At 65.5% G+C, this 12,051-nt stretch carries 13 protein-coding genes and 1 pseudogene; 8 read left to right on the forward strand and 6 right to left on the reverse strand.

What is annotated here, in order from left to right:
* Together CKW13_RS21070 and CKW13_RS21075 are read left to right on the forward strand one after the other, a co-directional pair.
* Positions 1–164 (forward strand): annotated as a pseudogene (locus CKW13_RS21070) (acetyl-CoA C-acetyltransferase); the annotation flags it as partial.
* 342 nt (positions 165–506) lie between these two features.
* Positions 507–1,304: a DUF4349 domain-containing protein gene (locus CKW13_RS21075; protein WP_095110709.1), complete on the forward strand. Its 798-nt coding sequence runs from the start codon at positions 507–509 to the stop codon at positions 1,302–1,304.
* Here the strand turns inward: CKW13_RS21075 and CKW13_RS21080 are convergent.
* Positions 1,301–2,380 (reverse strand): DUF1615 domain-containing protein, encoded by a 1,080-nt coding sequence (locus CKW13_RS21080; RefSeq protein ID WP_095110710.1) that lies wholly within the window; start codon positions 2,378–2,380, stop codon positions 1,301–1,303. The genes CKW13_RS21075 and CKW13_RS21080 overlap by 4 nt on opposite strands.
* A gap of 172 nt (positions 2,381–2,552) precedes the next feature.
* Between CKW13_RS21080 and CKW13_RS21085 the strand changes: the two genes are divergently transcribed.
* Positions 2,553–3,167, forward strand: a complete 615-nt coding sequence (locus CKW13_RS21085) for a LysE family translocator (RefSeq protein ID WP_095110711.1) — start codon at positions 2,553–2,555, stop codon at positions 3,165–3,167.
* A gap of 11 nt (positions 3,168–3,178) precedes the next feature.
* On the opposite strand, the gene hemB is transcribed toward CKW13_RS21085, so the two are convergent.
* The 3 genes from hemB to CKW13_RS21100 form a co-directional block, all read right to left on the reverse strand.
* Complete coding sequence (hemB, locus tag CKW13_RS21090) at positions 3,179–4,153, reverse strand: porphobilinogen synthase (RefSeq protein WP_095110712.1); 975 nt, start codon at positions 4,151–4,153, stop codon at positions 3,179–3,181.
* A 272-nt stretch (positions 4,154–4,425) separates the two neighbouring features.
* A complete protein-coding gene (locus CKW13_RS21095; protein ID WP_095110713.1) occupies positions 4,426–5,130 on the reverse strand; it encodes a glutathione binding-like protein in 705 nt (234 codons plus the stop codon).
* 81 nt (positions 5,131–5,211) lie between these two features.
* Positions 5,212–5,568: a hypothetical protein gene (locus CKW13_RS21100; protein ID WP_095110714.1), complete on the reverse strand. Its 357-nt coding sequence runs from the start codon at positions 5,566–5,568 to the stop codon at positions 5,212–5,214.
* A 305-nt stretch (positions 5,569–5,873) separates the two neighbouring features.
* Here CKW13_RS21100 and CKW13_RS21105 point away from each other — a divergent pair, with 305 nt between their 5' ends.
* Both CKW13_RS21105 and CKW13_RS21110 read left to right on the forward strand, forming a co-directional pair.
* Positions 5,874–6,548, forward strand: coding sequence for a histidine phosphatase family protein (locus tag CKW13_RS21105; protein ID WP_095110715.1), 675 nt, complete (start codon positions 5,874–5,876; stop codon positions 6,546–6,548).
* A 92-nt stretch (positions 6,549–6,640) separates the two neighbouring features.
* Entirely contained in the window at positions 6,641–7,693 is a 1,053-nt protein-coding gene (locus CKW13_RS21110; RefSeq protein ID WP_095110716.1) for a permease, read from the forward strand.
* 1 nt (position 7,694) lies between these two features.
* On the opposite strand, the gene mnmH is transcribed toward CKW13_RS21110, so the two are convergent.
* The gene (mnmH, locus tag CKW13_RS21115; RefSeq protein ID WP_095110717.1) at positions 7,695–8,798 is read right to left on the reverse strand and encodes a tRNA 2-selenouridine(34) synthase MnmH; all 1,104 of its coding nucleotides are present in this window, start codon (positions 8,796–8,798) and stop codon (positions 7,695–7,697) included.
* Positions 8,798–9,832: a selenide, water dikinase SelD gene (gene selD / locus CKW13_RS21120; RefSeq protein ID WP_095110718.1), complete on the reverse strand. Its 1,035-nt coding sequence runs from the start codon at positions 9,830–9,832 to the stop codon at positions 8,798–8,800. The genes mnmH and selD overlap by 1 nt, the downstream gene beginning before the upstream one ends.
* A gap of 133 nt (positions 9,833–9,965) precedes the next feature.
* Between selD and CKW13_RS21125 the strand changes: the two genes are divergently transcribed.
* From CKW13_RS21125 to CKW13_RS21135, 3 genes are all read left to right on the forward strand, one after another.
* Entirely contained in the window at positions 9,966–10,193 is a 228-nt protein-coding gene (locus CKW13_RS21125; protein ID WP_095110719.1) for a DUF6555 family protein, read from the forward strand.
* 107 nt (positions 10,194–10,300) lie between these two features.
* Positions 10,301–11,035: an AraC family transcriptional regulator gene (locus CKW13_RS21130; RefSeq protein ID WP_095110720.1), complete on the forward strand. Its 735-nt coding sequence runs from the start codon at positions 10,301–10,303 to the stop codon at positions 11,033–11,035.
* 98 nt (positions 11,036–11,133) lie between these two features.
* Positions 11,134–12,021, forward strand: a complete 888-nt coding sequence (locus tag CKW13_RS21135) for a DMT family transporter (RefSeq protein ID WP_095110721.1) — start codon at positions 11,134–11,136, stop codon at positions 12,019–12,021.
* The last annotated feature ends 30 nt before the right edge of the window (positions 12,022–12,051 follow it).

The raw sequence follows: 12,051 nt of genomic DNA on the forward strand, positions 1-12,051 counted from the left end.
TCAACGGCGGCGCCATTGCGCTGGGCCACCCGATTGGCGCTTCGGGCTGCCGCGTGCTGGTGAGCCTGCTGCACGAAATGCTCAAGCGCGACGCCAAAAAGGGCCTGGCCACCCTGTGCATCGGCGGTGGCCAAGGCGTGGCCCTGGCACTGGAGCGCGGCTGAACCCCCCACCGACCCGCCCCTGCGGGAGCTAGGCCTGCCCGCGATGGCGCTAAGACATCCAGCATTTAGGTTGGCTGGCCCACCGCTATCGTGGGCTGAGCCCGCTCCCACAGGATTGGGTTCCAAATGATGTATGTGGCAGTCCTAACCTTCTCTGTGGGAGCGGGCCTGCCCGCGATAGCGATCTGTCAGGTAAATGAATGTCGACTGACACACCGCCATCGCGGGCAGAGCCCGCTACCACAGCGGGTCCAACAGCCATGCGAGTAACACAGAGGGGCAATTGGCAGTAAGATGCGCGGCCTTTTAATGGCCGTGCCCTCTTCTACCCAAGGACCCCCCATGCAACCGGATGGCAAACCTGCCTCGCGTCACTCCCTGGTTTTGTTGCTGCTCGCCAGCCTGAGCCTCGCAGCCTGCTCCCCCAGCGACCGTTCGCTCTCATCCGCCTCGGCGATTCGTGGTGAGCAGGGCCAGGCTGGCGCAATGCTGGCGTATGAACACGAACTGACCCTCACCCTGCCCCTGGCGCAGATCGCGCCGCGCCTGGCCGAAACCCGCCAGGCCTGCGAAACCGCGCGCTTTGGGGCGTGCAACATCCTGCGTATCGAGCAAAGCGCCGAGCGCGCCGACATCACCCTGCGCATCGCCCCAACAGGGGTGGAGCCGCTGGTGGCGATGGCGGGCGAAGGAGGCGAACTGGGCCAACGGGTGACCAGCGCCGAAGACCTGGCCGACGCCGTGGCCGACATGCAACGCCAACAGGAACGCTTGCGGGCGCAGCAAGCGCGGCTCGATGACCTGGCCAAGCGCCGCGACATCAGCGTCAGCGACCTGATCGCCCTGAGCAAGGAGCAGGCTGGCATCGAAAACGACTTGCAGGCCCTGGCCCAAGTTGCCGCCGGCCACCAGCGACGCCTGGACACCAACCGAGTGACCCTCAGCTTCACCCCGTCCGACAGTAGCCAGCGCGCCTCCAACCTGCGCGAGGCCTTCGCCAACCTGCTGGACAACCTGGCCGACGGCACCGCCCAAGCCGTGGAAAAAGCCAGCTATACCTTGCCGTTCCTGATCCTCGCCTTCCCGACGCTGCTGCTGTGGGTATGGCTGTGGCGCAAATTCGTGCGCCGTCGCGCTTAACGCTTCATACACCGCTGATAACGCTCATCCACGCGCTTGGCGAACCAGGCCGTGGTGAGTTGGCGGGTGATTTTCGGGCTCTTGAGCACGATCCCCGGGAGCAATTCCCGGGGCAGCGCTTTGCCATTGGCCTGATCGGCCAGGGCAAATACTTTGCGATACAACGCGCTCCCTTCAAATTCCAGGCTGTCGCCCTGCTCCAATTGGCTGCGGATGCTCGGGTTGCGCATGCCCAACGACTTGCCCAGGGTGCGCACCGCCAATTCGGTGCTGCCGGGCAGCAGCGAGCCATGGCGAATCAGGTCGCCGTCCAGGGCCAGGGGGATACCTGTGGCCTGGCTGACGGCGTTCTGGAACGCCGCATTGCGGCTGGCATACCAGCCGGCATTGAAGTCGGCGAAGCGGTACAGCGGCTGGCTGTAGTGGGCCGGGTAGCCCAGCAAATGGTCGATACCGAAGTACATCCCACCGCGGCGGCTAAACACCTCCTCGCGGATCGAACCTTGCACCGCGTAGGGGTAATTGCGCGCCCGGGCCTGGGCGAAGGCGATGCTGACCTGCATCGGCCCGCCGGTGTGCACCGGGTTGAAGTTGCCGAACAGGGTGCGGCCCATGGGCACGCGGCCGATAAAGTCATCGAAGATCGCGCTGAGCTGTTTTTCCGTGCGCGCGGCACTCAGGCGATCGCTATAGGATTTACCGTTGGACGACGGCAACTTCAGCGCCGCACTGACCAAAAACGCCGGCACATGGACCTTGGCCGCACGCCGGTCGATCTCGGCGCGGGCGATCTTGCCCAGGCCCGGCACGGGCGGGTCGACCACGAAGGTGGACTCCTGCTCCGTCACCGCCAGCACTGCGCATAGGTTGGACTGATCGGGGCTGATGTTCAGCGCGGCGAAAGCGGCGTAGATGTCGGTGGCCCAGCCTGGGCGGTCGACCGTGCTGGCCGGCAGCAGGCGCACAATCTGCGCCCGCACCTCGGCCGGTTTCGGCGCCGGCGGTTGGCTGCGCTGGCTGCTGCAACCGGCCAGCAGCAACGCGGCGGCGGCCAGAGTGAGGGGTAAGCGTTGCATGGGAACTCCTGCGACAGGGAGGCGGCCAAGGCTGGCGCCGAGGACTTCGACCCCAGTAGCGCCACCCTGTTCCACGGCTAAGCTGGCAATGCCCGCCACGCTGGTATTCAATGGCCGGCCCGGGGCAAAAAACCCACATGGACGGTACCACCAGCGCTGGAGCCTGCAGCTTATGATGACCCTGGATTTCTTTATCACTTCACTGATTGTCGTGTTGATTCCCGGCACCGGTGTCGTTTACACCCTCTCCACAGCCCTGGCGGCCGGCAAGCGCGCCAGCGTATACGCAGCGCTGGGGTGTACCACGGGAATCGTGCCGCATCTGTTGGCGTCGGTGCTGGGCCTGTCGGCGCTGCTACACGCCAGTGCGCTGGCGTTCCAGGGGCTGAAGTTCGCCGGTGTCGCCTACCTTCTGTACCTGGCCTACGCCACCTGGCGCGACCGCGCGGCCTTCGCCCTGGGCGACACGCCGCAGGCCAGCAGCGCCTGGAACATTGCCCTCAAGGCCTGCCTGCTGAATGTGCTCAACCCGAAACTGACGATCTTCTTCCTGGCATTCCTGCCCCAGTTCATCAGCCCCAGCGGCCCGGCGCCTGCGGTGCAGATGCTCAGCCTGAGCGCGGTATTCATGGCCATGACGTTCGCCGTGTTCCTGCTCTATGGGCTGCTGGCCCATAGCCTGCGCAGGCACGTCATCGAGTCGCAACGGGTGCAGGACTGGCTGCGCCGTGGCTTTGCCGCATCCTTCGCCGCGCTGGGGGTGAACCTGGCGTTCGCCCAGCGCTAGCGACAGGGGTTTCAGATCCCGCTAAGCGCTAGGTCCATGGCGAAGTAGGTGAAGATCAGGTCGGCGCCGGCGCGTTTGATCGAGCCCAGGGTTTCGCGCACCACGCGATCCTCGTCTATGGCCCCGGCCTGGGCGCCGAATTTAATCATCGCGTACTCGCCGCTGACCTGGTACGCCGCCAGCGGCAGGTTCGACACTTCACGGATGTCGCGGATGATGTCCAGGTACGCGCCGGCCGGTTTGACCATCAACGCATCCGCCCCTTCCTGCTCGTCGAGCAACGACTCGCGCACGGCTTCGCGGCGGTTCATCGGGTTCATCTGGTAGCTTTTGCGGTCGCCCTTGAGGGCGCTGCCGCCGGCTTCGCGGAACGGGCCGTAAAGGGCCGAGGCGAACTTGGTGGAGTAGGCCATGATCGGGATGTGGCTGAACCCGGCGGCGTCCAGCGCACGGCGGATGGCCTGGACCTGGCCGTCCATCGCGGCCGAGGGCGCGATCACGTCGGCGCCGGCGCGGGCGGCGGCCACGGCTTGCTTGCCGAGGTTGTGCAGAGTCTGGTCGTTGTCCACTTCGGCGCCGTGCATCACGCCGCAATGGCCGTGCTGGGTGTATTCGCAAAAGCAGGTATCGGACATCACGATCATTTCCGGCACCGCGTCCTTGCAGATGGCCGACATGCGCGACACCAGGCCGCGTTCGTGCCAGGTGTCGCTGCCGTCGCTGTCCAGGTGATGGGACACGCCAAACGTCATCACCGACTTGATCCCGGCACGGGCATAGCGCTCGATTTCACTGGCCAGTTTCTTCTCAGGAATGCGCCGCACCCCAGGCATGCTGGTGATGGGCACGAAATCGTCGATCTCTTCTTCGACGAAAATCGGCAGCACCAGGTCGTTGAGGCTGAACTCGGTTTCCTGGAACAGGCTGCGCAATGCCGGCGAGCGACGCAGGCGACGGGGACGGGCTTCGGGAAATTGGCTGGTCATGGGGTTTCCAAAAAATAGGGGCCAGGGGTATCAAGGCCCTGGCAGGTAAAACACCGGCACGGTGGGAGCGAGCCCGCTCGCGATAGCGGTCTTTCATTAAACATCGATGTTGGCTGCAAGGACGCTATCGCGAGCAGGCTCGCTCCCACAGGGAGGGGGCTTAAGCTTAAACGCCGCGCCCGGCCCGGTACAAACCGCGAGTCTATGGCCGACGCGGCAACCCGGGCATGCCGCGGATCAACAATTAGGGCGATCCGAGGCCTGGCGGGCGGTCAACGGACAGCGGGGACGTCCAACCCCCGTGCCACCGCCGGGCGGGCGACGAAGCGCTCCAGCACCCGCAGCACGTTGGGGAAGTTGTGGATACCCACCAGGTCCCCGGCCTCGTAGAAGCCGATCAGGTTGCGCACCCAGGGGAACACCGCGATATCGGCGATGGTGTAGCGCTCGCCCATGATCCAATCGCGCCCCTCGAGCCGCCCTTCCAGCACGCCCAGCAAGCGCTTGGCTTCGTCCACGTAGCGGTCGCGCGGGCGTTTGTCTTCAAAGTCCTTGCCGCCGAACTTATTGAAGAAACCGACCTGGCCGAACATCGGGCCCACGCCGCCCATTTGCCACATCAACCACTGAATCGTCTCGTAACGCGCCGCCGATTCCTGGGCCAGCAGTTGGCCGCTTTTGTCCGCCAGGTAGATCAGGATCGCGCCGGACTCGAACAACGCCAGCGGCTGGTCGCCCGGGCCGTGGGGGTCGAGGATGGCGGGGATTTTGTTGTTCGGGTTCAGGGACAGAAACTGGGCAGACAGTTGATCCTCAGTCTCGAAACTGACCCGGTGCGCCTCGTAGGGCAGGCCGATTTCTTCAAGCATGATCGACACCTTGACCCCGTTGGGCGTGGGCAAGGAGTAGAGCTGGATCCAGTCCGGGAACTGGGCGGGCCATTTGGTGGTGATGGGAAACGCAGCAAGGTCGGTCATGGAAAGCTTCCGATAGCGATGGGAATGGGGCCTGCACGTGACGACGCGGGCCCTCGCGGCGGGCTGATTATAGGCGCAGCCCTACAATGATGGCACCACGCCTGGCTTGGCCGCGCTGACGGAGAAGAAAGTTTCCCCCGCACCATCGGCCCGCAGCGTCACGTCATACAAGCGCGAGGTGGCGCAGCCGCTCACGTTCCAAGTCTCGTGGACTTTCTGCAAGCCACCGGCGGCGTCCTTCTCCAGGGTCACGATGCGCGTGTCGACGGTGTCGACGCGGCGGCACGAGGCCTGCACGTCGAACATCATGTGCACGGTTTTATAGATATCGGCGCGCAGCACCGCGTCGGTCACGCTGGCGCCGCGGTAGGTCGGCCCCATGGCACAACCGGCCAGGGTCAAGGCGGCAAGGGACAGGGTCAGGGTGCGTGACAGCATCGAAGGACTTCCTTGTAGAGGGCGCCAGGGGTTGGCGAATGATCCGACCGACGCCCTGGCCATGGGTTCCGCCCTGGCCGTCACGCATCCGAAACATCCTGTGGTTAAAGTTCATCAACGTCCGATAGAGGCGAAGATAAAGTGCCTTCGCGCGTCAGATATCGAACCAAAACCCGTAAAGGGAATCTGAGGGTGACGCATCGGTGGATGGAACCACCCAATGACAGGGAAAACGCGCGCGGCCCCCGGCTCGTTGTGGACAGGTTTGTCAGCCTTAACCGAATGCGCCGAAGAACGATGAATCCATGAAAAGCCCTTTGCGTTTCGCCCGCTCCCTCAAGCCCCGCACTTACCTGATCCTGCCCGCGCTGTTGGTGGCCGGGGCGCTGTTTTTCACCTTCGAACCCCTGGAAAGCCGGGCCCAACAAGCCAATGGCACGCAGACCCTGGTGTTCTTGCGCCACGCCGAAAAACCCCAGGGCGGCCTCGGCCAGCTCAACTGCCAAGGCCTGAACCGGGCCATCGACCTGGCCACCCTGCTCCCGGAAAAATTCGGCAAGGCCAATTACGTGTTCGCCGCCAACCCTACGCGCAACGTTGAGGAAGGCGAATTCGACAACTCCTACAGCTACATTCGCCCCCTGATGACCATCAGCCCCAGCGCCATCAAGCTTGGCCTGCCGGTGAACATCGAGTATTCGGCCAACGACACCAGCGACCTGGCCCACGAGTTGCTCGACCCCAAGTATCACGATTCGATCATCTACACCGCGTGGTCCCACGGTTACCTGCCGGAACTCATCAACAAGGTGGCCGAAAAAGCGGTGGGGCAAAAAGCGCCGATCACCGAAGACTGGAAATCCAACGACTTCGACTCCCTCTACGTGCTGACCCTGACCTGGCACAACGGCAAGGCCACCCTGCTCAGCCACAGCTACAAGCAAGGCCTGGACAACGGCGAAGAGAACTGTCCGACCTGAAACCAGGCGATGCCCGGCACGCAATCAAGGCCCTGGAGCCGGGACGCTGGGGTATCATCGCCGCCTCCCCCTGATTGTCCGGAACTCCCTGCATGCCCAACTCCCTCGCAGCCCCCCGCCGGGGCTGGTCGTTCTGGTGCAAACCCGCGCTGTTCGTCCTGGTGGCCTGTATCGGCCTCTACTACGTCAAGTGGTCGCCCTACTACTTCAAAGCCTTCGCCGCCGCCGATAGCCACAGCATCGGTGCCTCGATCCTCAACGATGCCCAGACCGCGCCCCTGGCGGCCGCGCTGAGCTACGCCCAGGTGTATTTCCTGGCGATCTGGAAAGCCGCGGTGCTGGCGGTGATTCTCGGTTCGCTGCTGCAAGTGCTGATCCCGCGGGACTGGCTGCTGCGCCTGTTCGGCCGCGCCGGCCTGGCTTCCACCCTGCGCGGCGGCCTGTTCGCCCTGCCCGGCATGATGTGCAGTTGCTGCGCCGCGCCGGTGGCGGCCGGCATGCGCCGCCAGCAGGTCTCGGTGGGCGCGGCCCTGGCGTTCTGGATCGCCAACCCGGTGCTCAACCCGGCCACCCTGGTGTTCATGGGCTTCGTCCTGGGCTGGGGCTTTACCGCGCTGCGCCTGGTGGCGGGCATCGTGCTGGTGCTGGGGGTGGCGCTGATCGCCCAACGCATGTCGCGCCCCGAGCAACTGCCGCAGGCCGCGTTCGAGGCGGTAGCCACAGCCACCACGGCGCCGACCCAGCCGTTCCTGCTGCGCTGGGGGCGGACCCTGTGGCAACTGTTCTGGAGCACCATCCCGGTGTACGTCCTCGCCGTGTTGCTGTTGGGCGCGGCACGGGTATGGCTGTTCCCCCATGTCGATGGGGCCATGGCCGACAGCCTGCTGTGGCTGGTGCCGCTGGCGATTGTCGGGACGCTGTTCGTGATCCCCACCGCCGCCGAAATCCCCATCGTGCAGACCATGATGGCCCTGGGCATGGGCACCGGCCCGGCAGTGGCGTTGCTGATGACCCTGCCCAGCATCAGCCTGCCGTCGCTGCTGATGCTGCGCAAAGACTTCGACCGCCGCGTGCTGGTCACCGTGGCGCTGCTGACCATGGCCATGGGTGTGGTCTGCGGTTTGATCGGCGCCGCGCTGCTGTGACCTAACCGCGCTGGCGGGCGCGCTCGCGCAGGTATTCGAGCACGCTCGCCTGGTCGCCGGCGAACTCGATGCGCTCGCCTTTGCTGGCCCGCTGAAAGGCGTACATCGGGTCGTAATATTCCTTGAGCAACCCCTCGATCCAGGCCCGGTGCAGGTCCACCGCGCCACTGCGCGCCTGTTGCTCCAGGGCCGCGTCCAGCAGCGCCAGCAAACGCTGGTGCCGCTCGCCCCCCAGGCGTTTGCGGATGTTGTTGAGGCTGTCGCGCAGGCGTTGGGCGAACAGGGCAAAACCCTCGGCGCCGAAGCAGGTGACGAACTCGGCGCACAGGTCCACCACATAGTCGCGCAGGATCCGCTCCACGCGCCCGGCCACGCTGTCTTCGAGCCAAACCATCGGCAAGCGCTGCATCGCCTGGTACAACGCCAGGGGCAAGGCGCAACTGCCGACCGTGCGGCTCTCGTCCTCGACGACGAAACTGGCGATGCCGGCGTCGCGCTTTTTCAGCACGTCCACCGCCAAGCGGTTTTCAAAATCGATGTTGGACGGCTGGCCCGTGGCCCGTTTGCCGAAGCTGGAGCCGCGATGGTTGGCGTGGCCTTCCAGGTCCAGGCCATTGCGCAGTTGGCTGAGCACGTCGGTCTTGCCGGTGCCGGTCATGCCCCCCAGCAGCACCCAGTCGCACTGGCCGACAGCTTGTTCCAGGGTATTGAGCAGGAAGGTGCGCATGGCTTTGTAGCCGCCGCCCACCCGTGGGTAGTCGATGCCCGCCTCGTCCTTGAGCCATTGCTGGACGATCTGCGAGCGCAGCCCACCGCGAAAGCAATACAGGTAGCCCTGGGGGTGAGCCCGGGCGAAATCGGCCCAGGCCTGGATGCGCGCGGCCTTGACCGCGCCGCACACCAACTCATGGCCCAGCACGATGGCTGCCTGCTGGCCCTGCTGCTTGTAGCAGGTGCCGACGCGCTGGCGTTCGGCGTCGGTCATCAGCGGCAGGTTGACCACGCCAGGGAAGGCGCCCTTGGTGAATTCCACCGGCGCGCGGGTGTCCATCAGCGGCCGGTCGTGGAGGAAGATGTCGCGGTAGTCGGTGATATCGATAGTCATCAATACACCTCGACCGCGTGGCTCTGTCGGGCCACCAGTTCACCGATGGGGGCCAGGTCCAGGCCCAGTTCGGCGACGACGGCCAGGAAGGCTGCGTTGCCCTCGGGGCTCACGGCCACCAGCAGGCCACCGCTGGTTTGCGGGTCGCACAGCACACGCTTGTGCAGCTCTTGCAGGCGCCCGAGCCTGGCGGCGTAACTGTCGAAGTTGCGCAAGGTGCCACCGGGCACGCAGCCCTGCTCCAGGTAGTACTCCACCCCCGGCAGGCGCGGCACGCGGTCGTACTCGATGCGCGCCGTGAGGCCGCTGCCGTCGGCCATCTCCACCAAATGGCCGAGCAGGCCGAAACCGGTGACATCGGTCATGGCCGTCACCCCGTCGAGCTTGCCGAAACGGCTGCCGGGGGTGTTGAGGGTGCACATCCAGTCGCGGGCCAGGCCCACATCGGCGGCGCGCAACTTGCCCTTTTTCTCCGCCGTGGTCAGCACGCCGATGCCCAGGGGCTTGGTCAGGTACAGCAGGCAACCTTCAGTGGCGGTGTCGTTGCGCTTCATGTGGCGCTTGTGCACCAGGCCGGTCACGGCCAGGCCGAAAATCGGCTCCGGGGCGTCGATGGAATGACCGCCGGCCAGGGGGATGCCGGCGGCGTCGCACACCGCGCGGCCACCGCGGATCACCTCGCGGGCGACTTCCGCGGCCAGCAGGTTGACGGGCCAGCCGAGAATCGCAATGGCCATCAGCGGGTCGCCGCCCATGGCGTAGATGTCGCTGATGGCGTTGGTGGCGGCGATGCGCCCGAAATCGAAGGGATCATCGACAATCGGCATGAAAAAATCAGTGGTGGAAACGACGCCGCGCTCGTCATCGATGGCGTACACCGCCGCGTCGTCGCGCGAGCTGTTGCCCACCCACAATTTTGGGTCCAGGTTCTGCGCGCCACTGCCGGCCAGGATCACCTCCAGCACCTGGGGCGATATCTTGCAGCCACAGCCTGCGCCGTGGCTGTACTGGGTCAGGCGGATGGGCTCGGACATGGGGTGTACCTCTGCAAGTGGAGGGCCGCGATTCTAGCAGAAGCGCCACCCGCCCCCGGGCGAGGTGCAATCAAAGTGAATTTTCCAGCGCCGCGGGGATCAGTCGTTAAACAACAGGGAGGATTACACGGGCATGAACAACGCAAAACTTTTCGTCATTGAGTACCGCCTGCACGGACAACCCAAGTCATTCATCATCCGCCAGGACAAAATGAACGACGCGGAGGCCTGGCACTGGGCCAGTTGCGATGCGGGCGTGGGCAGGATCGGCCGCTTCGGCCTGGAAAAAGTCAAGAAAACCACCCCGCCGCTGGCCCGCCAGTACGGCATCGAAGACGTTACGTGGCGCCTATCCAGCTGACCCGCCGCAGCGTGTAGGTAGCAAGCGGGCGAGCCCGCCTGCTACCTACGCACACTCGCCGGCGGTCTTGGGGCATGATGGCCAGCATCGGCCCCAGGAGTGCGGCAATGCACAACACCCCCACAGTTTCCCTTGCCTTGCGCTCCTATTCGGGCCAGGTCGAGTTGCATGACCACCACTTCCACCAGATCGTACTGCCCCAATCGGGCGCGATGCAGATCGAGCTCGACGGCCGCGCCGGCCAGGTCGACTGGCGCCAGGGCGTAGTGATTCCCGCCGGAGCGCGCCACGCCTTCATGGCCCAAAGCAACAACAGCTTCTTGGTGCTGGACGTGCCCCTGGCCCAAACCGTGGCCGGGCCGTTGAGCGAACAGCGCTTCTTCGCCGTGGCGCCGGATATCCGCCATTTGCTGGATTACGCCAGCCGCAGCGCGCCGCTGATGCTCGCCTCGCCCGCGCTGGCGGCGTCCTGGAGCACCTTGCTGCTGGCCTCCCTGACCCACACCCCGGCCAAGCCGCCCAGCCCGGACGCCCAGCTGTTGGCCCGCGTGCAGGAGTTCATGGCCCGGCACCTGGCCCGCGACCTCACGGCGCGGTGTATCGCCCACGCTTGCGGCACCAGTGAGCGCAAGTTGTACCTCTTGCTGCGCGAGCACCTGGGCTGCACGCCGTTCACCTACCTCACCCGGTTGCGCCTGGACCGCGCGGCAGACCTGCTGCGCGACACCCGCGTGAGCATCAGCGATATCGCCCAGCAGGTCGGTTACGCCGACCAAAGCGCCCTGACCCACGCCCTGAAAAAAAACCGCCAACTGACCCCCGGCGCACTGCGCAGGGGCTGATTTGGCAGCCCTGAACAAACCGCGTGCAGCCTGGCGCAAGATCGCCCTAGGTCCGGGCGCTATGCTGCCCGGCAACTTCCGACCTTCAGGCACGCACCATGACCGCATGGCACACCCCGCCCAATCCGCATAGCGCCACCGCCATTGGCGTGATCGCGGTGTTCCTCTGGTCGTGCCTGGCCCTGCTGACGACCCTGACCGCCGGCATCCCGCCCTTCCAGTTGCTGGCCTCAAGCTTTGCCGTGGCGTTCGTCGCCAGCCTCGGGGTGCTGGGCTGGCGCGGGCGCGCGGGGTTTCGGGCATGGCGCCAGCCATGGGCGGTGTGGGTAACCGGGTTCGTAGGGATTTTCGCCTACCATGCGCTGTATTTTTTCGCCCTGAAAGCGGCCCCCGCCGCCGAAGCCAGCCTGATCGCCTACCTCTGGCCCCTGCTGATCGTGCTGCTGGCGGCGCTGAGCAGCGGCGAGCGGCTCAACCCCCGGCAATTGCTGGGGGCGCTGCTGGGCCTGGCGGGCACCGCGTTCATCATGCAACTGCGCAGCCATGACGCCGCCGGGGCCGCACCCATTGCCGGCTACGCGGCAGCCCTGGGCTGCGCCTTGGTGTGGTCGAGCTATTCGGTTATCAACCGGCGTTTCAGCACGGTGCCCAGCAGTTTCATCGGCGCGATCTGCGGCCTGGTGGCCGTGGCGGGGTTGGTGTGTCACCTGGCCTGGGAAACCACCGTGCAACCGGCCCCGAGCCAGTGGGCGGCTATCGTGGGCCTCGGTTTGGGGCCGGTGGGGCTGGCGTTTTTCGCCTGGGACCACGCCACCAAGCACGGCAGCCTGGCGATGCTCGGCGCCTTGTCCTACCTGGCGCCGCTGGTCTCCACCCTGCTGCTGATCGCCGTCGGCCAAAGCCAGGCCAGCGCGATTCTGATCGTGCCGGCACTGCTGATTATTAGCGGGGCAGTCATCGCAACACGGCGCGACACGGCCTCTTGAACATCGGGCTGGAGCCTGTCGCAAGAGCCG

The organism is Pseudomonas sp. Irchel 3E20 (genome assembly GCF_900187645.1).
In the GTDB taxonomy this organism is placed as follows: Bacteria; Pseudomonadota; Gammaproteobacteria; order Pseudomonadales; family Pseudomonadaceae; genus Aquipseudomonas.

Bases quoted from the DNA above. Each gene is read 5' to 3' on its own strand.
- CKW13_RS21075 (WP_095110709.1), top strand. From the start codon at position 507: ATGCAACCGGATGGCAAACCTGCCTCGCGTCACTCCCTGGTTTTGTTG.
- CKW13_RS21080 (WP_095110710.1), bottom strand. From the start codon at position 2,380: ATGCAACGCTTACCCCTCACTCTGGCCGCCGCCGCGTTGCTGCTGGCC.
- CKW13_RS21085 (WP_095110711.1), top strand. From the start codon at position 2,553: ATGATGACCCTGGATTTCTTTATCACTTCACTGATTGTCGTGTTGATT.
- hemB (WP_095110712.1), bottom strand. From the start codon at position 4,153: ATGACCAGCCAATTTCCCGAAGCCCGTCCCCGTCGCCTGCGTCGCTCG.
- CKW13_RS21095 (WP_095110713.1), bottom strand. From the start codon at position 5,130: ATGACCGACCTTGCTGCGTTTCCCATCACCACCAAATGGCCCGCCCAG.
- CKW13_RS21100 (WP_095110714.1), bottom strand. From the start codon at position 5,568: ATGCTGTCACGCACCCTGACCCTGTCCCTTGCCGCCTTGACCCTGGCC.
- CKW13_RS21105 (WP_095110715.1), top strand. From the start codon at position 5,874: ATGAAAAGCCCTTTGCGTTTCGCCCGCTCCCTCAAGCCCCGCACTTAC.
- CKW13_RS21110 (WP_095110716.1), top strand. From the start codon at position 6,641: ATGCCCAACTCCCTCGCAGCCCCCCGCCGGGGCTGGTCGTTCTGGTGC.
- mnmH (WP_095110717.1), bottom strand. From the start codon at position 8,798: ATGACTATCGATATCACCGACTACCGCGACATCTTCCTCCACGACCGG.
- selD (WP_095110718.1), bottom strand. From the start codon at position 9,832: ATGTCCGAGCCCATCCGCCTGACCCAGTACAGCCACGGCGCAGGCTGT.
- CKW13_RS21125 (WP_095110719.1), top strand. From the start codon at position 9,966: ATGAACAACGCAAAACTTTTCGTCATTGAGTACCGCCTGCACGGACAA.
- CKW13_RS21130 (WP_095110720.1), top strand. From the start codon at position 10,301: ATGCACAACACCCCCACAGTTTCCCTTGCCTTGCGCTCCTATTCGGGC.
- CKW13_RS21135 (WP_095110721.1), top strand. From the start codon at position 11,134: ATGACCGCATGGCACACCCCGCCCAATCCGCATAGCGCCACCGCCATT.